Source organism: Marivita cryptomonadis, from assembly GCF_002115725.1.
Taxonomy (GTDB): Bacteria; Pseudomonadota; Alphaproteobacteria; order Rhodobacterales; family Rhodobacteraceae; genus Marivita; species Marivita cryptomonadis.
Window position 1 is genome coordinate 1 of the sequence record NZ_JFKD01000005.1, and the last position, 25,921, is coordinate 25,921.

Annotated in this window: 25 protein-coding genes; 12 read left to right on the plus strand and 13 right to left on the minus strand. The window is 59.0% G+C overall.

Annotated elements, in window-relative coordinates:
• The 5 genes from MCRY_RS06705 to MCRY_RS06725 form a co-directional block, all read right to left on the minus strand.
• The coding region (locus tag MCRY_RS06705; protein ID WP_085628731.1) for an ABC transporter substrate-binding protein at nucleotides 1-755 on the minus strand (755 nt) is incomplete at its 3' end.
• Nucleotides 756-794: 39 nt separating this feature from the next.
• Nucleotides 795-1,568, minus strand: coding sequence for an ABC transporter permease (locus MCRY_RS06710; RefSeq protein WP_085628732.1), 774 nt, complete (start codon nucleotides 1,566-1,568; stop codon nucleotides 795-797).
• An 11-nt stretch (nucleotides 1,569-1,579) separates the two neighbouring features.
• The gene (locus tag MCRY_RS06715; RefSeq protein ID WP_238939411.1) at nucleotides 1,580-2,446 is read right to left on the minus strand and encodes an ABC transporter ATP-binding protein; all 867 of its coding nucleotides are present in this window, start codon (nucleotides 2,444-2,446) and stop codon (nucleotides 1,580-1,582) included.
• A 146-nt stretch (nucleotides 2,447-2,592) separates the two neighbouring features.
• The gene (locus tag MCRY_RS06720) at nucleotides 2,593-3,255 is read right to left on the minus strand and encodes a TetR/AcrR family transcriptional regulator (RefSeq protein ID WP_085628733.1); all 663 of its coding nucleotides are present in this window, start codon (nucleotides 3,253-3,255) and stop codon (nucleotides 2,593-2,595) included.
• Between the two features lie 145 nt (nucleotides 3,256-3,400).
• On the minus strand, nucleotides 3,401-4,321 hold the full coding sequence (locus MCRY_RS06725) for a LysR family transcriptional regulator (RefSeq protein WP_085628734.1): 921 nt from the start codon (nucleotides 4,319-4,321) through the stop codon (nucleotides 3,401-3,403).
• Between the two features lie 92 nt (nucleotides 4,322-4,413).
• Between MCRY_RS06725 and MCRY_RS06730 the strand changes: the two genes are divergently transcribed.
• The 8 genes from MCRY_RS06730 (at nucleotide 4,414) to MCRY_RS06765 (ending at nucleotide 13,390) form a co-directional block, all read left to right on the plus strand.
• The gene (locus MCRY_RS06730; protein WP_085628735.1) at nucleotides 4,414-5,415 is read left to right on the plus strand and encodes an Ldh family oxidoreductase; all 1,002 of its coding nucleotides are present in this window, start codon (nucleotides 4,414-4,416) and stop codon (nucleotides 5,413-5,415) included.
• An 18-nt stretch (nucleotides 5,416-5,433) separates the two neighbouring features.
• The gene (locus tag MCRY_RS06735) at nucleotides 5,434-6,885 is read left to right on the plus strand and encodes an aldehyde dehydrogenase family protein (RefSeq protein ID WP_085628736.1); all 1,452 of its coding nucleotides are present in this window, start codon (nucleotides 5,434-5,436) and stop codon (nucleotides 6,883-6,885) included.
• A complete protein-coding gene (locus tag MCRY_RS06740) occupies nucleotides 6,882-7,886 on the plus strand; it encodes a membrane dipeptidase (RefSeq protein WP_085628737.1) in 1,005 nt (334 codons plus the stop codon). Before MCRY_RS06735 ends, MCRY_RS06740 begins: the two co-directional genes overlap by 4 nt.
• On the plus strand, nucleotides 7,883-9,565 hold the full coding sequence (locus MCRY_RS06745; protein WP_238939412.1) for a hypothetical protein: 1,683 nt from the start codon (nucleotides 7,883-7,885) through the stop codon (nucleotides 9,563-9,565). Before MCRY_RS06740 ends, MCRY_RS06745 begins: the two co-directional genes overlap by 4 nt.
• A complete protein-coding gene (locus MCRY_RS06750) occupies nucleotides 9,555-10,172 on the plus strand; it encodes a DUF3726 domain-containing protein (RefSeq protein ID WP_085628738.1) in 618 nt (205 codons plus the stop codon). The genes MCRY_RS06745 and MCRY_RS06750 overlap by 11 nt, the downstream gene beginning before the upstream one ends.
• Nucleotides 10,173-10,214: 42 nt before the next feature.
• Complete coding sequence (locus MCRY_RS06755) at nucleotides 10,215-11,177, plus strand: ABC transporter substrate-binding protein (protein WP_085628739.1); 963 nt, start codon at nucleotides 10,215-10,217, stop codon at nucleotides 11,175-11,177.
• 75 nt (nucleotides 11,178-11,252) lie between these two features.
• Entirely contained in the window at nucleotides 11,253-12,305 is a 1,053-nt protein-coding gene (locus MCRY_RS06760) for an ABC transporter permease (RefSeq protein ID WP_085628740.1), read from the plus strand.
• Nucleotides 12,306-12,316: 11 nt separating this feature from the next.
• Nucleotides 12,317-13,390 carry a betaine/proline/choline family ABC transporter ATP-binding protein gene (locus tag MCRY_RS06765; protein ID WP_085628741.1) on the plus strand — a complete coding sequence of 358 codons (1,074 nt, stop codon included), beginning with the start codon at nucleotides 12,317-12,319 and terminating at the stop codon, nucleotides 13,388-13,390.
• A 124-nt stretch (nucleotides 13,391-13,514) separates the two neighbouring features.
• Here MCRY_RS06765 and MCRY_RS06770 read toward each other — a convergent pair whose 3' ends face one another.
• On the minus strand, nucleotides 13,515-14,387 hold the full coding sequence (locus MCRY_RS06770; RefSeq protein WP_085628742.1) for an AraC family transcriptional regulator: 873 nt from the start codon (nucleotides 14,385-14,387) through the stop codon (nucleotides 13,515-13,517).
• 160 nt (nucleotides 14,388-14,547) lie between these two features.
• Between MCRY_RS06770 and MCRY_RS06775 the strand changes: the two genes are divergently transcribed.
• The 3 genes from MCRY_RS06775 to MCRY_RS06785 all read left to right on the plus strand — a co-directional run bounded on the left by MCRY_RS06775 (nucleotide 14,548) and on the right by MCRY_RS06785 (nucleotide 17,515).
• On the plus strand, nucleotides 14,548-15,417 hold the full coding sequence (locus MCRY_RS06775; protein ID WP_085628743.1) for an SDR family NAD(P)-dependent oxidoreductase: 870 nt from the start codon (nucleotides 14,548-14,550) through the stop codon (nucleotides 15,415-15,417).
• A gap of 12 nt (nucleotides 15,418-15,429) precedes the next feature.
• Nucleotides 15,430-16,239: an SDR family oxidoreductase gene (locus MCRY_RS06780; protein WP_085628744.1), complete on the plus strand. Its 810-nt coding sequence runs from the start codon at nucleotides 15,430-15,432 to the stop codon at nucleotides 16,237-16,239.
• 256 nt (nucleotides 16,240-16,495) lie between these two features.
• Nucleotides 16,496-17,515 carry a hypothetical protein gene (locus MCRY_RS06785; RefSeq protein ID WP_085628745.1) on the plus strand — a complete coding sequence of 340 codons (1,020 nt, stop codon included), beginning with the start codon at nucleotides 16,496-16,498 and terminating at the stop codon, nucleotides 17,513-17,515.
• A gap of 10 nt (nucleotides 17,516-17,525) precedes the next feature.
• Here MCRY_RS06785 and MCRY_RS06790 read toward each other — a convergent pair whose 3' ends face one another.
• The 7 genes from MCRY_RS06790 to MCRY_RS06820 form a co-directional block, all read right to left on the minus strand.
• A complete protein-coding gene (locus MCRY_RS06790; RefSeq protein WP_085628746.1) occupies nucleotides 17,526-18,212 on the minus strand; it encodes an ABC transporter ATP-binding protein in 687 nt (228 codons plus the stop codon).
• Nucleotides 18,209-18,958: an ABC transporter ATP-binding protein gene (locus tag MCRY_RS06795; protein WP_085628747.1), complete on the minus strand. Its 750-nt coding sequence runs from the start codon at nucleotides 18,956-18,958 to the stop codon at nucleotides 18,209-18,211. Before MCRY_RS06795 ends, MCRY_RS06790 begins: the two co-directional genes overlap by 4 nt.
• Entirely contained in the window at nucleotides 18,951-19,934 is a 984-nt protein-coding gene (locus MCRY_RS06800) for a branched-chain amino acid ABC transporter permease (protein ID WP_085628748.1), read from the minus strand. The genes MCRY_RS06795 and MCRY_RS06800 overlap by 8 nt, the downstream gene beginning before the upstream one ends.
• The gene (locus tag MCRY_RS06805; RefSeq protein ID WP_085628749.1) at nucleotides 19,931-20,851 is read right to left on the minus strand and encodes a branched-chain amino acid ABC transporter permease; all 921 of its coding nucleotides are present in this window, start codon (nucleotides 20,849-20,851) and stop codon (nucleotides 19,931-19,933) included. The genes MCRY_RS06800 and MCRY_RS06805 overlap by 4 nt, the downstream gene beginning before the upstream one ends.
• 54 nt (nucleotides 20,852-20,905) lie before the next feature.
• Nucleotides 20,906-22,036 carry an ABC transporter substrate-binding protein gene (locus MCRY_RS06810; protein WP_085628750.1) on the minus strand — a complete coding sequence of 377 codons (1,131 nt, stop codon included), beginning with the start codon at nucleotides 22,034-22,036 and terminating at the stop codon, nucleotides 20,906-20,908.
• Between the two features lie 202 nt (nucleotides 22,037-22,238).
• Nucleotides 22,239-23,666: a sensor histidine kinase gene (locus MCRY_RS06815; protein ID WP_085628751.1), complete on the minus strand. Its 1,428-nt coding sequence runs from the start codon at nucleotides 23,664-23,666 to the stop codon at nucleotides 22,239-22,241.
• Nucleotides 23,666-24,400, minus strand: a complete 735-nt coding sequence (locus MCRY_RS06820) for a response regulator transcription factor (protein ID WP_085628752.1) — start codon at nucleotides 24,398-24,400, stop codon at nucleotides 23,666-23,668. The genes MCRY_RS06815 and MCRY_RS06820 overlap by 1 nt, the downstream gene beginning before the upstream one ends.
• 225 nt (nucleotides 24,401-24,625) lie before the next feature.
• Here MCRY_RS06820 and MCRY_RS06825 point away from each other — a divergent pair, with 225 nt between their 5' ends.
• The gene (locus tag MCRY_RS06825) at nucleotides 24,626-25,867 is read left to right on the plus strand and encodes an ABC transporter substrate-binding protein (protein ID WP_085628753.1); all 1,242 of its coding nucleotides are present in this window, start codon (nucleotides 24,626-24,628) and stop codon (nucleotides 25,865-25,867) included.
• Nucleotides 25,868-25,921: the final 54 nt, after the last annotated feature.

Sequence of the window (25,921 nt, forward strand, 5' to 3'; positions counted from 1 at the left end):
TCCTGATTGGCTGCAACTTCCATCGTGGCCTTGTTCACTGCGCGGACGAGCCCGGCCACCGCTTCGGGGTTTTCCGCCAGCATTGCGCGCGACACCATCAGACCGTTGGAATAGAGGTCCATCCCGTAGTCTTCGAAATTGAACCAATTGTAGTCATTCGCCGGATCTTGACGGTTGGCGATCAGGTTGAACCAGCTGGTCGAGGTGAAGACAAACGCACCGTCGATATCGCCGCGGATCATCATGGGTTCCTGAAGGTTGGGTGCCATGTTTTCCTGTGCGACCTTTTCAAGGTCGATGCCGTTCAGTTCGGCAAAGACCGGGAACAGGCGTGTGGTCGGTGTGCCCTGTGCGCCTCCCAGCGTCTTGCCTTCAAAATCGGCGGGCGACTCAATGCCAGCAGTCTTGGGTGTCACAATCGCAAACGGTGGGCGGTTCCACAGTTGGTACACCATGACCGGAGCTTCGCCCGGGCGGGCGGCTGCGTTCTGGATGATCGCGTTGATGTCACCGAAGCCCGCGTCATAGGCCCCGCCCATGATACGCGTCACAGTGGCGGCCGATCCTTCACCTTGGTCGATGGTGACGTTCAGACCTTCTTCCTCGAAATACCCTTTGTGCAGAGCAAGGAGGAAAGGCGCGTCGGACCCTTGTGTCTTCCAGCCCAGTGTAAAGCGGATGTCGGTCATTTCGGCAAAGGCAGGGGCAGCTCCGGCAAGCATGGCGAGGGCGGCACCGAACAGAGAGTGTTTCATGAGGTCGTCCTTTTCGATTGGAGAGAGGGAAATTTTGGATCAGGTGACGGCGATGTCGTTGCCGCGTGTGGCCCAGCCGGTGACACGGCGTTCAAGGAACGAGAAGACCGCGTAAAGCGCGACCCCCATCAGGGCGAGGATGATCAGACCGGCAAAGACAAGCGAGACCTGAAAGTTCGATGACGCGGTCATCATCACGTTGCCGATACCCATGTTCGAAGCTACGGTTTCCGACAGCACGGCTCCGACAAAAGACAGTGTGATTGCCACTTTGAGGGACGCAAAGAAGTACGGCATTGCGCGAGGAAGGCCAACATTCCAGAGGATTTCTGACTTGGAGGCACCCAGCGTCTTGAGCACGTCCTCGAGTTCTGGTTCCGTGGTGGCAAGCCCGGTTGCGATGTTTACAACAATCGGGAACACACAGATCACCATCGCCGTAAGTACGGCTGGCGTGGTGCCCGAGCCGAACCAAAGCACAAAAATCGGAACCACAGCAACCTTGGGGATCGACGAGAAGCCAACCAGCAGCGGATAGGCCACGGCGTAGGCGATCTTGGATGTGCCAACGATGACACCGAGGGTGACGCCGATCATCACGCCCAGCGAAAAGCCGAAAAGCGTGGAGTAGAGCGTTTGGAGAATGTGCGGCCACAGTACCGGGAAGCGCGTCCACATGGTCACAAGAATTTCTGATGGGCGTGGCAGGATTAGGTCCGACACGTTCAGAACGATGCACAGCACTTCCCAAGTGAGAAAGAACCCGATGATCAGCGAGGACGAAAGCAAGCGGATGCGTTGAGAGTCGGTCATTGGTTAAGTCCTCACGCGTTGCGGACTTGCGCGATCAACTCGCGCAGGCCTTGGGTCATTTCGACGAATTCGGGACTGTAGATCATGCCGATGTCCCGCGGCTGCGGGATGTTCACCGGTTCGTCCGAGATGATTCGACCGGGTCGCGCGCTCATCACGCAGATGCGGTTGGCAAGGTAGCCGGCTTCGCGCAAGTCATGTGTGACCAGCAGCACCGTGGGCTTTCTGTCCAGATACAGCGTCTGCATGATCTGCCACAGCTCTTCGCGGGTAAATTGATCGAGCGCGCCAAACGGCTCATCCAGCAGCAGCAAGTCGGGTTCATGCACCAGCGCCCGACACAGGTTGGAGCGCTGCAACATTCCGCCGGACAATTGCCACGGGTAGTGGTTGGCAAAGTCCTTTAGCCCGACCTGACCCAGCAGGTCGTGCACGCGGTCCCGGAACGCGCCTTTCTTGTCCTTGCGGTATGTGTGCTTGAACGGCGCTACGATCTTGAGCGGCATCAAAATGTTTTGCTCGATTGTCAGCCAAGGCAGCATGGTCGGATTCTGGAACGCCATGCCGATGCGCAATTCCTTGGCCTTCGCCTCTTTTCCGCCCACCAAGACAAGCCCAGAGCTGGGCTGGATCAGGTTGCTGACCAGTTTGAGGATCGTGGACTTGCCGCAGCCCGATGGGCCGACAAGCGCTAGAAAATCGCCGCGGTCCATACGCAGGTTTGTGGGCGAAAGAGCCGTGACTGCAGTGTCTCCGCTGCCGAAGACAACAGACGCATCTTGCAGTTCCAACGCCGGTCGGGGGTGTACGCCTGCAGGTTTTGCCTGCTGCGTGGAGGAAGCGGGTATGGTGGCTGTCATGTTCATGGTGATGGACATGCAGCCGCATGCTTGATGTTAGAAAGCTCTTAAGTAAATCAAAATTGAATTATTTTGCTGCTGCCTGTTTTGCAGGCACGTTTCATTAGCTCTGAGCAAGAATTCTGCATATGCGGAGGTATACAATGTCGCACCCATAAGAGGGATCACGCTGTCGATTCGCGCAACGCAACTGCGTTTTGGATCATCTCGACCACATGCGCCCTGCGCTCTTGTCGCCAAGCCACACTAGAGATGTCACGGCCAAACGTCGCTGACAGGGTATGACTTGCGTTGATATGATGGGCGCTCAGCGCGACGATGCTGACATAGAGTTGCAAGACATCAATGCCGGCGCGGAAGACACCCTCGGCATGACCTCGCTTCAAAGCATCCGAGATCTTGTCGAGGAACGGTGCGGACATCTTCTGGATTTCCGGCATCTGCGAGATGAAACGCCCTCCAAGCAGGTTCTCGCTGCGGGTGATCGACAGAAAGGCTGTGTTGTTTTCAAAGAAATCGAATGTCGTTTCTGTCAGCTGCTTCACGGCTTGTTCCGGGGGAAGGGCATCCAGATTGAGCTCCGCCTCACGCTCGCGGATATCTGAGTAGATCTTGCGAAGCGCCGCGGCGTAGAGGCGCTCCTTATTGTCGAAATAATGATAGATCAGTCGCGCATTACATCCTGCGCTCTTTGCGATCTGGTGGACTTTCGCACCGTCATATCCGTTGGTGGCAAATTCGCTCAATGCGGCCTCAAGGATTTGGCCTTTGGTTCGTTCCGGGTCACGGGTACGCACAGGAGCGGGGCTGGCAGATGTGTTTTTCATATCTCAGCGCTACCAACGAGCTTTGTCTTGTCAACCCTCGCCCATTCTTCGACACCCCACTTGATGGCAAGCCTCCATTCTTGGATCGCCCCTACGCTGTGCACCGATTTCTGCTGCTAATTAGGGCAGCCCGCACTGCTTTGGGTCATGGCAGACATTGATCGTCGCTGGGTAGCATCGGATGAGACGTGATGTCGGATGTCCGGATCAGCGAAACGAGGCGGTTTTGGAACGCTGTGCAAATCGGACTGGTATGGCCTCCACGGCGCATCACAAAGCCGACGGTCCGAAGCGCCGAGGGATCATCTAGTTCCAGCGCGCAAAGATCATCATAGATGGAGCGCGTCGCGAGAGCAGGTAAAATCGTTGCGCCAGCTCCCGCCCGCACCAAAGCCATCAGTGAAATGACGTTGCGCGCACTAAGCGCTGACGCGCGATCTGGGCCATCCTCCTCGAATCCAGAATACCCGACGGTTGATTTGTTGCTGATCAACCGATGCGCATGCACATCTTGGCGGGACAAGGGCTGTTTGATTTGGGCAAGAGGATGGTCCTTGCGGCAGACCAGCCGAAACGGGTCATTGAACAAGGCAACGAAGCTAAGGCCTGTCCCGGCCGCGGGCGCGCCACCGATGCCCAACTCGACGACGCCTGTTTCGACCAGCATATGCACGCTGGTACTGTCGGTATCCAACAATTCGATCCGAACGCCAGCATGATCGGCCAACATCGCGCTGAGCACCGGCGGCAGAAGCTGTGCGGCGACCGAGGGGACAGCGGCAATGCGCAAGACACCTTCCCGCCCTTCGGCAAGCGCGACGATCCGTTCGGTTGTGCGATCATGTTCGCGCAACAAGTCCTGAGCGAGCTTGTTCACTTCAACGCCAAGCGCCGTCAGCGTATGTTTTCTGTCCGTTTCGAACAGGCGGGCGCCAAGATCGTTCTCAAGCTGTTTGAGGGTCATTGAGACGGCGGAATCCGTACGGCGCAGGACCTTGGCCGCGTCGCGGATATTGCCGCAGCTGGCAACGGTGACGAAAACACGCAAGCTCTGGGTTCGGATCATGTCCCGTCACCTCAAAAAAACTGAAGTCAAGTTCACTTTAATTCGTTTGATCTGAATAAGTCACCCCCATAGCGTGACTTTGGGGGGACCAGATGACCGACACGATACTTACATTGGATCAGGTGGAAGACCTTGCGCATCAGACTTTGGCGCGCGCAGGGGCATCCGAGGAACAATCAGCTGCGGTCGCACGCTCGACCCGGCTGGCCGAGCGCGATGGCATTCGCAGCCACGGTCTGATGTATGTGCCGATCTATGCCGAGCATCTGCGCTGCGGCAAGGTTCTGGGCACTGCAACCCCGGTCGTGTCACGGTCGCGCGCTTCAGCGATTCAAGTCGATGCTGCACACGGTTTCGCCCATGCCGCGATCGACGCAGGCTGGCAAGACTTTGTCGCTGCCGTGCGTGGACAGGGGGTTGCGGCAATGGCGGTGTCGCGGTCCTATAACTGCGGTGTTCTGGGCCATCATGCAGAGCGGTTGGCTGAATCCGGTTTGGTGGGGCTGTGCCATACCAATGCGCCCGCTTCGATGGCCCCAATCGGTGGCAGCCGCCCGGTGATCGGGACCAACCCATTTGCATTGGCGGTGCCAGACGGATCAGGGGGAGCGCGTCTGGTGATTGACCAGTCGGCAAGTGCCATCGCGAAATCCGAGATCATTCTGCGCGCCCGCAAAGGCGAGGTGATTGAGCGAGGATGGGCGCTTGATGCCGATGGCCATCCGACAGAAGACGCAGAGGCAGCCCTTGCAGGGTCAATGCTGCCTGCGGGTGGGCAAAAGGGTTTCGGAATGGGCCTTATGGTCGAAATCTTTGCGGCCGCTCTGTCGGGGGGCAATTTGGGGATCGAGGCCAGTCCGTTCTCTGGCCCTAAAGGTGGGCCGCCGGGCACGGGGCAGTTCTTCATCGGCGTTGATCCCGTAGCGTTCTCTGGTGATGGGTTCCATACTGCGATCCTGCGACTGACAAGCGCGATCACGGATCAGACCGGTGCGCGGCTGCCCGGTGCGCGCCGGGTGGCAAACCGCAAACGCATCGAAATGGAGGGTGTGCAGGTTGATGCCGCCTTGATGGATCGGATCAAGACCGCCTGAGCGGCAAGAGGAAATGACATGCAACTTGAAACCTGTAATTTTATCGCAGGCGACTGGCGCGACGGTCCAACCCGCATGGAAAACCACAATCCCTCTGATCTATCGGAAACGATCGGGCATTTTGCACAGGCAGACACGCTCCAACTTGCCCAAGCATTCGCCGCGGCGCGTGAGGCGCAGGCTGTTTGGGGGGCAACGGGACCGCAGAAACGCCATGATGTTCTCATGGCCATCGGCACTGAATTGATGGCCCGCGCCGAGGAAATCGGCACGCTCATCGCTCGAGAGGAAGGCAAGCCTGCTGCCGAAGGCAAGGGCGAGGTCTATCGTGCCGGGCAGTTCTTTACCTATTTCGCTGCCGAAGCGCTTCGCCAGTTGGGCCAGACGGCTGACTCGGTGCGCGACGGCATTGAAATTGATGTGCGGCGCGAGCCCGTGGGCGTTGTGGCGATCATCAGCCCGTGGAATTTCCCGGTGGCCACCCCGGCTTGGAAAATCGCCCCTGCGCTGGCTTTTGGCAACGCCGTGATCTGGAAACCCGCGAACCAGACCCCCGCCAGCGCTGTCGCGCTGACGCAGATCATTGCCAAGCAAGATCTGCCTAAAGAACTGTTCAATCTGGTCATGGGGGCAGGACGTGAGATCGGACAGGCGCTGGCCGAAAGCGCGGATGTCGATGCGATCAGCTTTACCGGTTCCGTGCCAGTGGGGCGCGGTATTGCGGCGGCTGCCATCCCCAACATGACCAAGCTGCAGATGGAGATGGGGTCCAAAAACCCCATGGTCATCATGGACGATTGCGACATCGACCTGGCCGTCGCGCACGCCACCAATGCGGCCTTTGGCGGTACTGGGCAGAAATGCACTGCGGCCAGCCGCCTGATTGTCCATGAACGTATCCATGATGAATTCGTGGACAAGCTTGCAGCCGCCGCACAGGCGCTACGCGTCGGTCATGCGCTGGAAGATGGCACCCAGATCGGCCCCGTGGTGAGCGCCGAGCAGCTTGCCTCCAACCTTGCCTATATTAAGACCGGCACGGCCGAGGGTGCCGAACTGGTGTGCGGCGGCACCCGGTTGGAGCGCCCCACAGAGGGGTATTTCATGGCCCCCACCGTGTTTGCAGGCACGCGCAACGATATGCGCATCAACCGAGAAGAGATGTTTGCCCCGATCACCTGCGTCATCAAGGCCTACAGCTATGATGAGGCGCTGCACCTCGCGAATGATACTGAATTCGGTTTGACCGCAGGCATCATGACCCGCGATCTGGCGCGCGCTACGCATTTCCGCCGCAATGCGCGGGCGGGCTGCGTCATGATCAACCTGCCAACTGCGGGCACAGACTATCATGTGCCCTTTGGTGGGCGTGGTGCTTCCAGCTATGGGCCGCGCGAACAGGGGCGCTTTGCCGAAGAATTCTACACCACGGTCAAGACAGCCTACAGCTATGCGGGGGCGCCGGCATGACCCCGCGTATCGACGCGCTGCAATATGCCAACTGGTCGGAAAAGATCTTTCGTCAGATGCGCGCAGGTGGTGTCGATGCTGTTCATGTCACGATCACCTATCACGAGAACTTTCGCGAGACCGTGCTGAATATCGAGGCATGGAACCGCTGGTTCGAACGCCACCCGGATCTGATCTTTCAGGGCTTTACGGCGGACGATATTGACCTTGCCCGAAATACCAAGCGTACGGCGATCTTTTTGGGGTCGCAAAACCCGTCCTGTATCGAAGATGACATCGGTCTTGTCGAAGTGTTGCACCGCCTTGGTCTGCGCTTCATGCAACTGACCTATAACAATCAGTCCTTGCTGGCATCGGGCTGTTATGAAGCTGATGACACCGGATTGACCCGTATGGGTCGCGAGGTTGTGACGGAAATGAACCGCGTCGGGATGGTCATCGACATGAGCCATTCCGGTGAACGCTCGACACTCGATGCGATTGCATATTCCACACGTCCCATCGCCATAACCCATGCCAATCCCGCAAGCTGGCACCCGGCGCTTCGCAACAAATCCGACCGCGTTTTGCGTGCGCTGGCTGAAAGCGGCGGCATGCTGGGGTTTTCGGTCTATCCGCATCATCTGCGCGGAGGCGGGTCATGCAGTCTGGATGAATTCTGCAGAATGGTCGCCGAGACGGCGGAGAAGATGGGGATTGAGCACATCGGTATTGGCACGGATTTGTGCCAAGATCAGCCGGACAGTGTCGTCGACTGGATGCGCGCAGGTCGCTGGACCAAGGCGCGCGATTATGGCGAGGGCAGCGCAGACAATCCTGGCTTTCCTCCGATGCCCGACTGGTTCCGCGACAATCGCGATTTTGGGCAGATCGAATCCGGTTTGTGCGCTGTTGGCTTCTCTCCCGAAGAGATCGGCGCGGTGATGGGTGGCAACTGGGCACGGTTCTTTCGCCAGAGCTTTGGCGCGGCTGAACGTCCAGACCAAGAGGTCGCGCAATGAGCTGCGAGGACTTGAACCCAATGCCGCAAGCCCGCGCCTTCCGGCGCAGCCCGGACGAGGTGATGCGCCTTGCACGGATGGGGTGCAGCCATCCCACACGCTTGTCATTTCTGCGCCAACTTCTGCTCCGAATGCAGGCCGAGAGCTGGCGCTTTGACCGACCCGTCTGGGAGATCGACGCCAAAGGCGTGGGCTATGCTGTCTATCGCGCCATTGGCCCCGCGCGGACCTATAGTCTTGTGGCATTCGCCCATGATCTGCCGCCCGAGGCGCGCTCGGACCGGGTGATTGCGACCGCATGGGACGCGACGTTCACGCTGTTTGACGGCACGCCGACGCCTGATGATCTGGACCGCCTTGCTGCCAATGTCCCGTTGCAGGAAGCCGGGCGCGTTAGCCCGCGAGAACTCAGTCTTAGCCGGGCCAATCGCTCGGTGAGGCTTTTCGAGCATGTGGTGGAGCGGCTTGCGAAAGGCCTGCAACCTGACCCGGCGATGCTGCTTGAAACCGGCTATCTGATGCGAACGACGGCTGTCTATGGTTCGGGTAAATTTGGCGCTGTGGACCGATCAGCCATCGCGCAGCGCCCCGAAATGCGTGCACCGTTTCAGGCCGAAATGCTTTCGGTCTGGTTGACCCGCGCCTTTACGGTTGATCTGGTCGAGCATCTTGCCCGTGCAAAGGGTGGCGAAACGGCCGTACGGCTTGCGTCCGAATTAAAGCGCGGGCTCGGGGTCGGCAATTCTACAGGTTTGGGTATGGCGCCTTTCCTGATCCGCCATCCGATCTTGCTGAACAACTGGATGCTGGCGCGCGAAGAGGCGTTGGCCCGTGTGCGCGCACAATTCACCGTTGGAGCTGCGCAGTTGGCACAGTTGCATTCGACGTTGGAAGCCGCGCGTGAAAACGCCGCTCTCTGGACGAGCGCGCATGACATCCAGATTGCAAAACTGGCTGATCTGCGTGCCAGTTTGAACCAGATTGCCGACCATGTCGCTCAGGGTTGGGACCAAACCACCCCCCATCCTTGGGATGACCTGTGGCGCTGGGGGCAGGACGTCTTGCCGCTTGAGGGGCAAGAGGCATTGCTGGCCGCGATATTGGAGCCGCATGGCGCATTGATCGACGGCCTCGGCGACTGCATGGAGGCGGATGAAAGCGCCCATTTCGCCATCAATGGCGCGATGCCGGTGGGCGACTTGCGCGCCATTCTAAAGGCGCAATATGGCTGGGCGCTGCGGCCCGACTACACGGCCCGCGCGCAATGTGCTCGCTTTTGGTATGTGTCCGAAGACAAACTAGAGCCGCGCTTGGGAGAACGCCACGAGGAACCGGGTGCCGAACGCGAATTGCCGCTGGATACCGGGCGACAGGCTGCGGCACTCTGGCAGGCGTTGCAGGAACAGCCCGATGACCTGCCGGTTGCGCATGTGCTTTTGGCCGCTCCTGAACACCGCCCCGCGGTGCGGCGGGCGCAGATCACGGCGCGCCATCCTTTTGCGGAAATCCGCGACAATCTGATCTCTGCCGAGATGCTGCCGATCGACATTCTGCGCTGCAAACTCGCGTTTTTCGGCGCGACGCGTTTTGACCCGCGCTCGGACCGCTGGGTGCGGATCAGTTTGTTTCAAGGCGCACCCTTCCCCGACGAGATGAACGGGGATTGCCATGAAGCATGAAGTCCGCAGGGAAGCAGAGTTGGAGCTGTCACTGTCGGAAATTACAGCCTTGTCCGCCCGTGCCGCGCGTGGCGCCGGGCGCAGCTGGGGCGAATCCGAAGAGGTTGGCGAGGCCGCGTGCTGGCTGGCGCGCGCCGGTCAGGACTGGGCGGGCGCAGTGCTGGAGGTTCTGGACGCCGCGGAGGATGGCGGCGACTGTGCGCTGCGCGTGGGCATTGTTCTGGCCGATACAGCGGCTCTTTCCGTCCCGATCAAGACTAAGCTGCCGATGATAAACAGCCCCTTTTTCCTGCTCCCTTTTGCAGCGCGTCTGGCTGATCAAGCCGGACAGCGGATCAGGCTGGACTGGGCAGACACACAGGTTGTCCTTGCACCGGGCGCATGCCCCTCCATTACGGGGTCCGTAGGTATCGCAGGCCCGGCGCAGGTCACGATCACCCCCGACCCGCAGGACAAAACCCCAAGCCCAGATTGGCCACCCACACATCGCGGGACGGTCCTTGCAACCCAATACGCCCGTTTGATGCAGTTCATGATGGCCTCGACGGTGCCGACATCCGCCAGTTCGCTGGCTGGAGCAGGTGCGGGCGGGAATGACGACGACTGATCCAAGACCAACACACAAACCAAAAAACAGGGAGACTGATCGATGAAAAAAACACTTATCGCTACGGCCTTTGCAGGCCTTGCTTTGCCAACCGTTGCTCTTGCTGAGTGCGGTGAAGTTTCGGTTGCTGAAATGAACTGGGCCTCGGGCCAGATCATCACACGGGTGACCGAATTTCTGATGACGCAGGGCTATGGGTGCGAGGTCACGATCGTACCTTCGGCAACCACCACGGCCATTACCTCGCTGGCAGAAAACAATGAACCTGATGTGGTGCCGGAACTCTGGGTCAACTCGGCCCCTGCGTATTTCCGTCTTGAAGCCGAAGGGCAACTGGTCAAGGCAGCGGATGTCTTCGCCGAAGGCGGGAGCGAAAACTGGTGGGTGCCCGATTATCTGGTCGAGGCACACCCGGAACTGGCCACAATAGAGGGCATTCTTGCCAATCCCGAACTGGTGGGTGGTCGTTTCCACAACTGTCCCGATGGCTGGGGCTGCCGGATCGCCAACGACAATCTGGTCAAAGCCTTCGATTTTGAAGGCAAAGGGATGGAGGTGTTCAACCACGGTTCGGGCGACACGTTGCCTGCCTCGATGGCCGCAGCTTACGAAAACCGCGAACCCTGGTTCGGCTATTACTGGGGCCCTACCGCGGTTCTTGGGCGCTATAATATGGTTGCTGTCGACATAGGCCCGCATGTTGCTGAAATCCATGCATGCAACCAGACGCAGGATTGTGCGACACCCGGAATATCGGCCTATCCAGCTGCGCCTGTGTTGACGGTGGTTACATCCGATTTCGCAGACCGGAATCCCGATATTTTCGAGCTGGTCAGCAACATCTCTTTTGGTGGACAGGAGTTGAGCAAACTTCTGGCCTGGCAAGCGGACAACAGCGCGTCTGCCGAGGAAGCGGCTGTGTATTTCCTGACTACAAGTCAGGACACCTGGAAAGGTTGGGTCAATGAGGCTGCAACGGAGCGACTGAGCGCTCTCTTCCAATAAGCAAAATGAACGGCGGGCATGGCTGACAGTCGATGCCCGCCGTCTGTGACGCGCCCGCGTGAGGAGTGACGGACAATGGCAACCTATGATTTCGTGTTCAACGGGCTTGGGCTTCGAGAGTGGTGTGACCAAGACGCAGAGCCGCGCCCCATGAGCATGGCAGACCTGCTGGCCCGCGGATCAGGGGGCGACTCTGATACATCGTGGGCGACGTCGCTTTGGGAGTTGCCGTTTCCATCGCTCGACACATTAAATCAAGCATGCCCGGCGATCGCGCGATCGCGCGACCTGACGCGCGGGCTTGAAGAAAGCTTCCTGAACATCAAAGATCCGTTGAAGGTGGTGTTGGATCCTGTGACCCAGCCTCTGAGCTGGGCGCTTGAGTCTGCACTGCATCTGTTCACCGCAACACCGTGGTGGGTCATGCTTCCGCTGATGCTGGCGCTGGTCTGGGTCGCGTCACGGTCTTGGGCGCTGATGGGGTTCGTCGGGAGCGCCTTGGCGTTCCTCTTGTTTGTCGATCACTACACCTTCGCCATGCAGACCATGTCCATCATTTTCGTGTGTGCCTTCCTATGTGTGCTATTCGGCGTGCCCATCGGAATTGCGATGTCCCGAAGCGACACCATGCAGCGATTGACGATCCCGGTGCTGGACATGCTGCAGACCTTGCCGACCTTCGTCTATCTGATCCCCTTGATTTTCCTGTTTTCCGTCACCGAGCCGAAACTGTACGGAATTGCGATCATTCTCTATGCTATCGTTCCCGTCATCCGGCTAACGGATCTTGGCATCCGTCTGGTAGACAAGGATGTCATAGAGGCTGCAGAAGCTTTTGGCATGACAAGACATCAGAAACTTGTCCGCGTACAGATCCCACTGGCGCTGCCGAACATCATGGCCGGCGTGAACCAAACAATCATGATGAGCCTTGCGATGGTCGTAATCGCCTCTCTTGTCTCTGCGCCGGGGCTTGGTGTGCTGGTCTTGCGCGGGATCCGCAATCTTGAACTTGGGGTCGGCTTGATGGCTGGTCTGGGTATCGTTCTGCTGGCGGTCATCCTCGACCGTGTCACAAAGGCGGCTCTGGCGCGGGTCAATGCCGCAGCCAGCGTTCCGCGTCATTGATCGGAAAACCGATGAGCCAGAATGCAAGCATTTCCATTCGCAATCTCTACAAGATTTTCGGCACGCACCCCCTGAAGGCTTTGGACCATGTCCGCGCAGGCATGGGTAAGTCAGAGCTGATGAGCGAGCATCGTCATGTTCTTGGCCTGCGCGACATCAATGTCGACATGCGCGCGGGTGAGATCACGGTCATCATGGGGTTGTCGGGATCGGGAAAGTCGACCTTGATACGGCATGTGAATCGGCTGATCGAGCCGACTGCCGGTGAAATCCTCGTAAATGGCGAGAACATTCTAGTGTTTGGCGAAGCTCGTCTGCGCGAACTGCGCCGCACGCAGATGTCGATGGTGTTTCAGCACTTTGCGTTGTTGCCGCATGAGACGGTTCTGGACAATGCCGGTATGGCTCGCTCTGTGCGCGGTGAGGATCGGTCAGCCTATGAGAAAGACGCGCTGAACTGGCTGGAGCGCGTCGGCCTTGGCAACCAAGGCGGGCAATATCCTCATCAATTGTCCGGAGGCATGCAGCAACGCGTTGGGATTGCCCGCGCGCTGACCTCGAATGCGCCGATCATGCTGATGGACGAGGCGTTTTCCGCCCTCGATCCCCTGATCCGTACAGACATGCAGGACTTACTGTTGGAACTGCAGCAGGAATTGCAAAAGACCATTGTGTTCATCAGCCACGACCTTGATGAGGCGCTGAAACTCGCCGATCACCTTGTCATCCTGAAAGACGGTATCGTCGTGCAACAGGGCGAGCCGCAGGAAATCCTGTTGAGCCCCAATGATCCCTACATCGTGGACTTCATCAGCGACATCAATCGCGCGCGTGTCTTGCGGGTGCGCTCGATTATGGATGTCGCACCTGACCATACCCCACAAACAGCGGGAACAGTCGATGCCGATGCAACGCTGGAGTCTGTCATTGCGTTGTCAGAGGGCGACACCACTTTAAGCTATGAGGTTCATCGCAATGGTGCGCCTGTGGGCTACCTGAACATGCAGAAGCTTGTCCGTGCTCTGGTGCCGACGCAGGCGGCTAAGAATGGCATGCGTAATTCCACACGCAGCCCTTCTGACTAAAGGGCATGTTGCCAGCCAGTGTCAGCAGCCAAGACGGTACGCATCCTCTTGCGCACGGGATGCTCTGAAACTTGATCAGGCTCGTGGTTCGTTTGCTCAAGGCTGCAGGTGTTCACCAAGGCGGTCATTCCGCAGCCAGCGCAGCGCGATCCTGTCGCGGCGAAAGGCCGAACTTCCGCGCATACTCGCGCGAGAACTGGGCAGAACTTTCATACCCTACGCGAAATGCGACGTCCGACACCTTGGCACCCGAGGTGCGCAGCGCATCTCGGGCGTGCAGCAGGCGCAGGTCCTTCTGGTATTGCAGGGGCGACGTCCCGGTTACGGCTTTGAAATGCTCGAAAAAGGCGGATTGGCTCATTCCGATCCGCTCTGCCAGATCGCTCACGACAAGCGCGCGTGACAGGTCGGATTGGATCTCGCGCGTCGCGGAGAAGATGCGGCTGGCGGTGGTTTCGTTCCAAAGCAGCCTTTGCAACGTGTCTGCATGAGGGCCCAATAGGAGCCGCGCATGCAGTTCCTGCCGGGTGATCGGGGCAAGCAAATGGCGCGACGGCTTGTCTCTACAATGGTCAAGGTAGCGGGCCAGCGCGTCTTCCATCCCATGGTCGGTCTGGCACAATGTGATCGAAAAGGCATCTTGCCTGCGGGTGGTCCGGGCAGGTGACACCGCTGGGGCGAGGCTGCGCAGCAGGTCGAGGTCGAGCGGGAACACCAGCGCCACATAGGGCACTTCGATGATGCGCGAGACGACCGGCAGTGCATGGCTCACGATCAGCGATTGCCCTTCGGCCACCGTCAGATTGCGGGTGCCTGCACTGACCAGCTTTGCCCCTTGCAGAACAAGGCAAAGCAGCGGGCGATAAACGGTGGCGGACTGAGGCGTCTCGGCATCGAAGCGGAGGAAGTGCATCCCACTCTCGACATGGCCCAGTGCGCCTCGAGGCAATCCAGCTTTGTCCAGCACTGCTGTCGCACGGTCCAACAAACCTGTCATGCAATTCTCCCTTCGTGGAAGTTATAGCACATAAGTCATTCGGTTTTGGGCGTTTGTTCTGCTCGTTTGGAGGATTAGGCAAGTAATCAGGATGATTGGGAAAGAAGTCACTGCTTGCTCGGAGTATTGCTTCTGTATCAGCAGGATAGGGGTTGAACAGATGGCAAAGATTTTCATCACCGGAATCGCAGGTGGGTTCGGCCTGCCTACCGCACGCGCGCTAATGGAGCAGGGTCATCAGGTTGCCGGCAGCGTGCGCAGCCGCACGGGGCGCAAAGCTGACATCGTCGCCGCTTTGGAAGCCGACGGCGCACAGATCATCGAGATGGACGTGACCGACGCTGCCAGCACAGAGGCCGGTGTGGCTGATGCTATCGCCGCGCTTGGTGGGTTGGATGTGTTGTTCAATAATGCCGGGATTGGCGCCTACGGCATCCAAGAGCTGATGTCGCCCGAGGATATGACACGCGTCTTTGACGTCAACGTGACCGGCGTGCAGCGCATCATGCGCGCAGCGTTGCCGCATTTCAGGGCGCAGGGGCGTGGCACGATCCTTTATACCTCCAGCCTGATCGGGCGTATCGCGACACCGTTCTACGGCACTTATTCGGCGTCAAAATGGGCGCTGGAGGCGATGGTGGAATGCTACCGCACCGAATTGTCCGACTTTGGCATCGAATCCTGCATCATCGAACCTGGCGCCATGCCCACGGCCTTCTTCGACGGAATGGTCACGCCGCAAGACCCAATGCGAGAGACTGAGTACGGCGACTTCGCGGTCGTACCAGCCCTTTCGGCTCAGGCATTGGCGCAGATGCTGGAGGCCACACCCGATCAGCGCCCCGAACGTATCGCCGAGGCCGTGGCTGCCCTGCTGGCAGTTCCTTTCGGACAAAAACCTTTTCGGACCGTGGTCGATCACACCGGCGTCGGTCCCGAGATCGAACGCTACAACACCGCGCTGCATGATGTCACCTACACCGTCCTGAGCAATTTCGGCATCGCCGACATGCTGCGCCTCAACGCTTGAAGGAGCCATTCCATGCCGACAATTCTTATCACCGGTGCGTCCTCTGGCATCGGCAAGGCCACGGCCCTGCGGTTCCAGTCCGAAGGCTGGAATGTCGTCGCCACAATGCGCGACCCTGCCACCTCAGACCTCGATCACACCGATACTATGTTGGTATCCCGTCTTGATGTAACCGCCCCTTCATCCATCAAGGCTGCTGTCTCCGAAGCGATCGACCGTTTCGGCTCAATCGACGTGCTGCTCAACAACGCAGGATATGGTGCCTATGGTCCGCTCGAAGCCTTCACGACCGACCGCATCCGCCGCCAGTTCGACACTAACGTAATCGGCCTGCTGGATGTGACCAAAGCTGTCCTGCCCCACATGCGGGCATCGCGATCGGGCGCGATCATCAACATCTCCTCCATCGGCGGGCAGGTGACCTTTCCGCTTGGCGCGCTCTATCACGGCACCAAGTTCGCTGTCGAAGGCCTCTCCGAAGCGCTGCACTACGAACTGGAACCGCTCGGGATCCGGGTGCGCATCGTGGAGCCGGGCATGATCAAGACCGATTTCGGTGGGCGTTCCTTTGACTTCGCCATGGACGAAAGCCTCGGTGATTATGCGCCCACAGCCGAAGCGATGGGGCGCGTCTTCGGCAAGCTGGCATCTAACCCTTCAGCACCCGAACTCGTGGCCGATGTGATATGGCAGGCGGCCAACACAAATAGCGACCAACTCAGGTTCCGCGCCGGACCAGACGCTGTCGAACTTCTAGATAAGCGCAAACAGCAGGACGACGCCACTTTCATCGGCAGTATCAAGGCATTGATGCACGACTGACTGCAGCACGCTTGCCCAACTTTCGGACCAAGGCGCCGGGACTCAAGACACTTTGACTTTGAATTGGCGCATACGAAACGGCCCGATCCTCATCCCTGCCTGCTGGCCCCGAACCTTTCGTGAAGTGCTTCTTTGTTTTCGGTCAACAACAGTGTCCTGACTTTGCTTTATGGTCTCCTACAGACACGGGTGCGATTCAAACGCTCCCCTGTCTGGTCGGCTTAGAGGTCTTTTGGAGCCATTAAGGAGCAGGCACATGGACTGGTTTGAACGGATCACGGGCTTTCAGGAAACGGCTTACGCGCAGACCAAGGATCGGCTGAGCGTGCATGAGGGCAAGCTGCACAGCACTGCATCGGCAAAAACGTTTGGTGTCGCAGACTTAGAGGTTCTGTCTCTGGAGGTTCTGAGATCGCGCATTGTCGATGCTATGGCCAAGGATGTGCCGCTCTGTCTGGATAAGGTCATTGGCGATGCTCGCGCCCTGCATTCAGATGCCCGATTCACGGGCGCAACCTTTCAAGTGGCTTCACAATTCAATCTTCTGGAAATGACGTCGCCGGACGTGACGCCTGAAGACGGTATTACGCGCTATGCGTATGACCAGACGCAAGGGCCGGCCTGCGCTATGGCCGCTGGTGCAGGCACGATTTTTCGGAACTATTTTGTCCCGGTATCTGGCCAGTTCGGTCAAACTGCGGACTGCCAGATCGACACGATAGCCAAACTCGGAGACACGCTTGCCGACCGGATAGGCCAACCCAAAGACACATTTTGGGAAATGCGCAACGGATATGCCCTGCTGAACCGCAAGGGTATGCACCTCGCAGAAGAGTATCTTGGAGCACTCTCAGAATTTGAGCGCGACAGGCTGCGATGTTTGCTGCAGGTGGGTGTGCACTGGGGCGTCGAAGTGACAGACGAGGCGGCGGCACCCGGTACCAGTGTCACACAGGTCTATTGCTCTGCGTTGCCCGTCGCCTATTCATCGGTCCGTCAATCGGACTGTCCGGAATTGGCATCCCTCATCCTGGAAGCGGCCTACGAAGCCACTCTGAGCGCCGCGTTTTTGAACGGTCGACGCGGAGGGACGACCACGGTGCTTCTGACGCGGTTGGGCGGGGGTGCATTCGGCAATGCAAATGCTTGGATTGATCATGCGATTCTCAGGGCTCTGGCAGTATTTCAAAACTCTGGACTGCGTGTTCTTTTGGTCAACCAGCGTCCTAAAGATATGGCCACGGATGCGCTGCTATCCCGGTATCACGGTCGCTAAGAGAGCGGTCTTAGACGCCCACATAGGTTTCTGACACCTCGGGCGTGATGTCCGCAAAAGCACCCGACCATACCGTTTCACCCCGTCCAAGGATAACAGCGCGGTCTGACACCTGCGCCAATTCCCGCACCGATTTGTCGATTAGCAGGATCGCGGTTCCTGTTTCTTGTTTCAGCCGCGCGATGGCGGCCCAGATTTCCTGCCGGATGATCGGGGCAAGGCCTTCGGTTGCCTCATCAAGGATCAGCAAGCGCGGGTTGGTCATTAGTGCACGCCCGATGGCCAGCATCTGCTGCTCGCCACCCGATAGCGAAGCGGCCCGCTGGGTATGGCGTTCCCCCAGTCGCGGGAACAGGTCGGCGATGCTGCGCAACGTCCAATCGCCCGGCTGCGCCGCCGCAATCAGGTTTTCTTCGACCGTAAGATCGCGGAAGCAACGCCGTCCCTCTGGGGCAAGGCCGATACCCAACCGTGCCACCTTGTGGCTGGGCAGGTCGTGCAAGGAGTGTCCGGCAAAATTCAATACCCCCTCAGACGCGATCATCCGACAGATCGCTTTGACCGTCGTCGTCTTGCCCATGCCATTGCGCCCCATGAGGGCCACAACCTCGCCTTCCGCGACATCCAGTGTGACACCGAACAGTACCTGCGCCACGCCATAGCGCGCGGTCAGGTTATCGACCTTCAGCAGCGTCACGCCTCTTCCCCCAGATAGGCTTCACGCACGGCGCGGCTTTGCCTGATCTCGTCGACTGTTCCCGTTGCGATCACCTGACCGTAGACCAGCACGCTGATCCGGTCGGCTAGGGCAAAGACAGCGTCCATGTCATGTTCGACCAACAGGATCGGAGCCTCAGACCGCAATTGGTCAAGGAACGCGGTCAGCAGTTTTGATCCCTCGGCCCCCAGCCCCGCCATCGGTTCGTCCATGACAAACGCCTTTGGCGACAGTGTCAGCGCTACAGCGACCTCAAGCTGACGACGTTGCCCATGCGATAGCTCGGCACATCGGGTGTTTCGGTGCTCGATCAAACCCACTCGTTCCAACGCCGCATCCGCTTTGGCAGTCAGCGAAGTGTCCGACAGCGCCCGTGACCAGAACCGCCATGGATTGCCCGAACTTCCTAGCGCCCCAAGCACGACGTTTTCCAGAACGCTGTCTTCCATCGCCAGCGCCGAGATCTGGAACGTGCGCCCCAGTCCGGCTTGCGCCCGCGCCTGTGTGTTGTCCGCCGTGACATCCCGCCCCAACAGGTGCACCGACCCCGAGTCCGGTCGCAACCCACCGCAGATCTGTGCGATCAGCGTCGACTTGCCCGCGCCATTGGGACCGATGATGGCGTGGATTTCCCCTGCGCGCAGGTCGATGGACACATCGTCTGTTGCGGTCAAAGCGCCGAAGTTCTTGCGCAGATTGCGTGTGGCAAGGATTGGCTCAGACATGGGCGCCTTCCTTGCCGGTCAATAGACCGATGATCCCACCACGGGCAAAAAGCACGATCACGAGCAGGATCAGGCCCAGATAAACGTGCCAGAACTCAGTGAGCGCCCCCAACCAGTGCTCCAAGGCCACAAACAGACAAGCGCCGACGACGGGGCCATAGAGCCGCCCAACCCCGCCGATAATGATCAGCACGATCAATTCGCCCGAAAGCTGCCAATTGAACATGGTCGGCGACACAAACCGGTTGAGATCGGCAAAGAGCGCCCCCGCCAAGCCCGTGATCGCGCCCGAGATCACGAACGCCACCAGCTTGAGCCGCATTGGGTTCAGCCCCACTGTCTCGACCCGTGTCGGCACCTGACGCGCCGCGTTCAACGCCAGACCGAAGGGCGCGTTCTGGAGCCTCGCGTTCAGGAACAGCACAATGCAAAGCAGCGCAAAACACAGGCCGAAGAACTGGATCGGCACCAGGGTGTTCAGGCCAGGAAACCCGTTTCTCACATAGATCGACAGCCCGTCTTCGCCGCCATAGGTGCTCCAGGAGATGGCGAAGTAGTAGAACATCTGCCCAAAGGCGAGGGTGATCATGATGAAATACACACCGGAGGTGCGCAGGCTCAGCAGCCCGATGACCCAAGCGGCAAGGGCAGACACAACAACCGCCACCAGCCAGATGATCGGCATGGACTTGGTTCCGGCAAGGCTTAGCCCGAACAAATCAAGCGAGGTGTAAGTCTGCGCGTGGTAGGCAAGGATGCCCATGGCATACCCCCCCAAGCCGAAGAACACCGCATGTCCAAGGCTCACCAAACCGCCAATGCCAAGGGCGATGTTCAGCCCGACAGCGGCAATCGCAAGGATCACCGCGCGGGTCACAAGGGTGATGGTGAAAGGCTCGTCTGCAACGATGGCCCAAAGAGGCACTGCCAGTAGACCCGCGAAGACAACCCAGTTCAGCAAACGTTCGGGGATCATGCGCGTGCTCCGAACAATCCAGTGGGCCGCCAGATCAGGACAAGGCTCATCAGGATGTAGATCGCCATGGAGGCCAGTGCCGATCCGGTCTGCGTGGCAGCACCCGGTTCCATGAACAGCTTAAACAGCTCCGGCAAGAAGATCCCGCCCAGTGTGTCGGTCAGCCCGACCAGAAGCGCCCCGATGAACGCGCCTTTGATCGACCCGATGCCACCAATCACGATCACCACGAAGGCAAGGATCAGTACAGGTTCCCCCATGCCCACCTGCACCGACTGGATCGCGCCCACCAATGCACCCGCCAACCCTGCAAGCGCAGCGCCGATGGCAAAGACAAGAGTGTAAAGCAGCCGGATATCCACTCCCAATGCCGCGATCATTTCGCGGTCGTTCTCGCCCGCGCGGATCTGGATGCCGATGCGCGTGCGTTCTATCAGCGCCCACAGCCCAAGCCCGACCAACAGCCCGACGGCGATCAACGTCAGCCGATAGAGCGGATACTGAATGCCGCCGGGAAGGGCGACCGGGCCGGACAGGTAGTCGGGGATATTGAGGAAAAGTGGGAAAGATCCAAAAAGCCACCGTGTGCCTTCGGAAAAGATCAGGATCAAGGCGAACGTGGCCAACACCTGATCCAGATGCGCCTTGCCGTAGAGCCTTCGGATCACCGTAATTTCGATCAGCGCCCCCGCGATGGCCGCCACGGCAAGGGCCGCTGCCAAAGCCAAAACGAACGAGCCCGTCGCTCCGGCGACCGCTGCCGCTGCAAACGCACCGATCATGTAGAGCGACCCATGCGCGAGGTTGATCAGGCCCATCACGCCAAAGATCAGCGTGAGACCAGCCGCCATCAAGAACAGCATAACGCCGAATTGTAGCCCGTTGAGGACCTGCTCAATGATCAGGAGTGTTGACATGCCGGCCCGCGTTGCGGTGTGCCAAAGACGCGCTTTGGCACACCAAGTGACAACTTACATCTTGCAATCGGCGGCGTAGACGTCGGCGTGGTTCTCAAGCGCAACACCGATAATCTTGTTGGTGAAGACATCGCCTTCCTTGATGACTTCACGTGCATAGATCGTCTGGATCGGGTGATGGTTCGGCCCGAATTTGAAATCGCCACGGGTGCTGTCGAAATCGGCGGCTCGCAGCGCCTCGCGGAAGGCATCCGCGTCCGACACTTCGGCCGTGTCCAGCGCCGACAGGATCAGGTTCGCCGTATCAAACCCTTGGCTTGCATAAAGCGACGGCAGACGGCCGTATTCAGCTTGGAAGCTTTCGACAAAGGCCGCGTTGGTCGGATTGTCGATGTCTTTGTTCCATTGGCTGGTGTTTACAACACCAAGAGCCGCGTCGCCCACCGCTTGCAGGATACCCTGATCAAAGCTGAAGGCTGGGCCGACGACAGGCAGATCGACACCGCTGTCAGCATATTGCTTGAGGAAGGAAATTCCCATCCCACCGGGCAGGAAGAAGAACACGCTGTCTGCTCCAGACGCCCGGATCTGCGCGATCTCGGCGGCGTAATCGGTCTGGCCCAACTGGGTGTAGACCTCACCTGCCGGCTCACCTTTGAACATGCGCTTGAACCCGGTCAGCGCGTCCTGACCCGCCGGATAGTTGGGCGCAAGGACGAAACTGTTGGAATAGCCTGCGGACGTCGCATAGGCGCCTGCCGCTTCGTGCAGGTTGTCATTCTGCCATGCGACGTTGAAATAGTTCTGGTGGCACCCCTGACCGGCCAGCGCTGAGGGGCCGGCATTCGGCGACAGGTAGAACTTGCCCTGCGCGGTCACGCTCGGGATCACGGCCATGGCAAGATTTGACCAGATGATGCCGGTCAGGATATCAACCCGCTCGGACTGCACCATTTTGTCGGCCAATTGCACGGCGATGTCAGGCTTTTGCTGATCGTCTTCGATAACGACCTCGATGTCATCCCGGCCCGACTGGCCGATGGCCAGCATGAACCCGTCGCGCACGTCGATGCCAAGCCCGGCACCGCCGCCGGACAAGGTTGTGATCATGCCGATCTTGGTTTCGGCAAAGGCGGATGTCGCGCCGATTGCCAAGGCCGCAGTGGCCATCAATAGCTTTTTCATCTGGTTCTCCCCGTTGTGGTCGTCCCTTATGATCGCGCCTTTGCTACAGCCGGTCTGTCGGCGCGGGTCTGATCTGGGACGTTTTATCCTTAAATGTGTTGAACAAAGCGGACCGAAAAACAAGGCATTGCTGCGATTAACTTGTGCCATGACCGGTGCTTTGCTGCCGGGATCGCAAAAATTCCCGCTTGGTAAAATCGGTTCAGGCGCGCTGGATGCTCAACCGCGCCTGTAGGCCGGTGGTCGAGTTCTCAAAGGACAGTGCTCCGTTGTGCAGTGCCGCGATAGTGGCGACAATGGACAGGCCCAGCCCGTGTCCTGCAATGTAATCGGTATTCTCGCCGCGCTCAAACGGGCCGATCAGGTCTTGAACATCCTTGGCCAGCGTGTCGGACCCTTCGTCTTCAATCACGATGGTGGCAGTCTGTGCATCGGTTTCGATGGCGACACTGGCGCTTCGTCCGTATTTCAGAGCGTTGTCGATTAGGTTGGTGATCGCCCGTTCCAATGCCACGGGACGCCCGCTTATGATGACCTGCCGCCCAGTCGTGACGACGCTTTGTCCCTGCCGCGACATGAATAGCGACCTGCCTCCCTGAACCACCACATCGCGTGGGGGAACAAGGGTCACTGGCTCGCCCACGTCTTGATAGTCAGACACAATGGTTTCAACGAGCGCGTTCAGCGACAGCTTGCGTGGCGCTTCGGCATTCATCTCTGCGCGGGTGTAGGTCAGGGCGCTTTCGATGATCCCCGTCATCGAGTCGATGTCCGACTCGAGCTTGCGGCGCAATTCGGTGTCAGTAATCAGGGCTGTCCGCAATCGCAGACGCGTGGCAGGCGTGCCCAGATCATGACTGACGCTTGAGAGGACTGCAGCGCGATTGGCAAGCTGTTTGCGCTCGGCTTCGAGAAACGCGTTCAGGGAATCCACGATATCCCGCAATTCGCTTGGACCCGTCGTTTCGTAACTATCCGGTCCGCCAAAGCGCCGATTGCGGAAGGCCTGAGCGAAGGCGTCGAAGGTCTGTGTCGTGTTCCCGATCAGCGTGACCAAAGCTGCCACTGCCAAAAGCGCAACCAGAACCGCCATAAGACGCATGTCGCGCGGAGCGGCGTCGCAGCCCCAGATTGCACTGCCGTCCACCCGGTGCCATGGCCCGTTACCATATCGCGCCAACAGGATTGGATCGCTGCAATAGGTCGCAAAGAGCCGGGTCAAAGCCGCCAACTGTGCCGAAGCGGTGGGCACAGCGTCCGTCTGAATGTCCGCAACCGGATAGCGCAAAACGTCCGAAACCGCGCCGATCTGCAATCCACCTTCGTTGTTTTGCAGCGATAAAACAGTGACATAGGCGGGTTGCGGCATGCCTGAAATGCGTTCGAACTTGCCGGTTTCCGCAAGCACTGCATCCGCCATAGACAAAAGCGCGACGTTCAGGTTGGGGTGTGTGTCCTGTCCGGTCCGCAACGCCTCGTAGGTCAGCAGCCCGGCGGTTTGCGCCGAAGCAAGATGGTCTGTCCACGATTGCGTCGACCTCAGCCACAACAGTGTTGCAACCGACCCCGACACCATCGCGATCGCCACCCATATCAGCGCGAGGCTGCGCAGCCGGACCCCGCGCTTCATCAGTCGGACTCGGCGGCTACATCGACGGCAAAGACATAGCCCGTCCCGCGTTCCGTGCGGATCATGTCCGGTGCCTTGGGATCGGTTTCGATCTTGGACCGTAAGCGGCCAACTAGCACGTCAATGGCACGTCCGGTGGCTTCGGGTTGATCCTGATCACCGGTCACATCCAGCGCTGTTGCGATTTCCTGCCGCGTCAGTGGGATATGCGGATTGGCAAGCAGCACCTTAAGAAGCGCGGTTTCACGACGTGACAGCGTGACCTGATACCCGTCGGGTGACCGCACCTCGTCCTGCTTGCCGTCATAGACCCAGCCGCCAAAGTGGAACGTCTGGATGCGCCTCCGGTAGATCAGCGATGACGACCGACGCGCCCGTGACAGCACGGCGCGCACCCGCGCAAGCAGCAATTCCGGGTTAAAGGGTTTGGCGATGTAATCGTCCGCTCCGGTCTCATAACCCGCCATGCGTTGGTGATCGGCAGAGAGGGCGGAGACCATGATGATCGGAACATCATGATCGCGCCGCAAGCCTTGGCAGATCTCCAGCCCGCTTTCATCGCCCAGCATCACATCCAGTAAAACAAGGTCTATCCGCCCGTCATCGAGATGGCGATGCACGTCGGCTTCGGTTGCGGCAGGCAAGGCGATGCACCCGTGCTGACGCAGATACTGGCACATCATCTGGCGCATGTCCGGATCGTCATCGACGACAAGAAGTCGTGGAATCGCCATCTGCCGTTCTCCTCCCTGCACGGCACGTCTGCACCGTGGCTCCCTCTGTTATGTAACAACAGGAAACGAAATCTCGTCCAGTGTAACAGCGTGTAACGAGAGCTGTAAAAATCTGCACGCCGTAACTGAAAACCCGCCATGACGAGATTGCAATGCTAGGGGTGATTTCGCCAAACATAAGCACCTGATGCCAGAACTGGCACAGATTTTGGGAGGACTACACACATGAAATCCGTATTTTTCGGCGCTGTCTCCGCCACCGCTCTGATCGCATCCGCAGTATATGCCGAACCCCAGGCAGAAGTTCTGCATTGGTGGACATCGGGTGGCGAAGCGAAATCCGTCGCAGTGCTGCAGGAAGAATTTGCCTCGAAGGGTGGCCAGTGGACTGACATGCCTGTCGCAGGTGGCGGCGGTGACGCCGCAATGACCGCTTTGCGCGCACGCGTTCTGTCCGGCAACGCTCCGACCGCCGTTCAGCTTAAGGGCCCGGCAATCCAGGAATGGTACGAAGAAGGCGTTTTGGCCGACATTTCGGCCGTTGCCGAAGCGCAGGGCTGGGCAGATGTTCTGCCGGCGTCCATCGCTGGTCACATGAAGTGCGAAGGCACGTGGTGCGCGGCACCCGTAAACGTACACCGCGTTGACTGGATCTGGGCGAACGCAGATGTTCTCGAAGCCAATGGCATCGAAATGCCGACCACATGGGACGAGTTCAACGCAGCGGCCGAAAAGCTGCAGGCGGCTGGTATCATCCCGCTGGCACATGGTGGTCAGGCTTGGCAGGACGCTACCGTGTTCGAAGCAGTCGCGTTGGGCGTTCTCGGTGCTGATGGTTTCCGCAAGGCGTTTGTCGATCTCGACATGGACACTCTGAAGTCCGATGAGATGAAGGCTGTCTTTGACCAGATGCGCACCATGCGCGGTTATGTCGACGACAACTTCTCGGGTCGTGACTGGAACCTTGCCACAGCGATGGTCATGAACGGCGAAGCGGCGTTCCAGATCATGGGTGACTGGGCCAAGGGCGAATTCATGGCGGCTGGCAAAGTACCGGGCGAAGACTTCCTCTGCGCGTCCGTTCCGGGGGACGGCTTCCTCTACAACGTGGACAGCTTTGCGATGTTCGACGTGGACGGCGACGACAAGAAAGCTGGCCAGGAGCTGCTGGCAGAGCTGATCGTCGGTCAGAACTTCCAGAAGGTGTTCAACTTGAACAAAGGGTCGATCCCGGCACGCGTTGACGTGTCTCTGGAAGAGTTCGACAGCTGTGCACACCTGTCCGCCAAGGACATGGGTGAAAGCTCGGACAACGGATCGCTCCTGCCCAGCTATGCCCACGGTATGGCGCTGCGCGGTGCGCAGTCCGGTGCGATCACTGACGTTGTGACTGCGCACTTCAACTCCGACATGTCCTCGGATGAAGCTGTCAACATGCTGGCCGACGCAGTCGCAAACAGCATGTAAACGCAATCTCCCGCCCCAAAGCACCCGCTTGGGGCGGGACTTTCAGGGACAGAT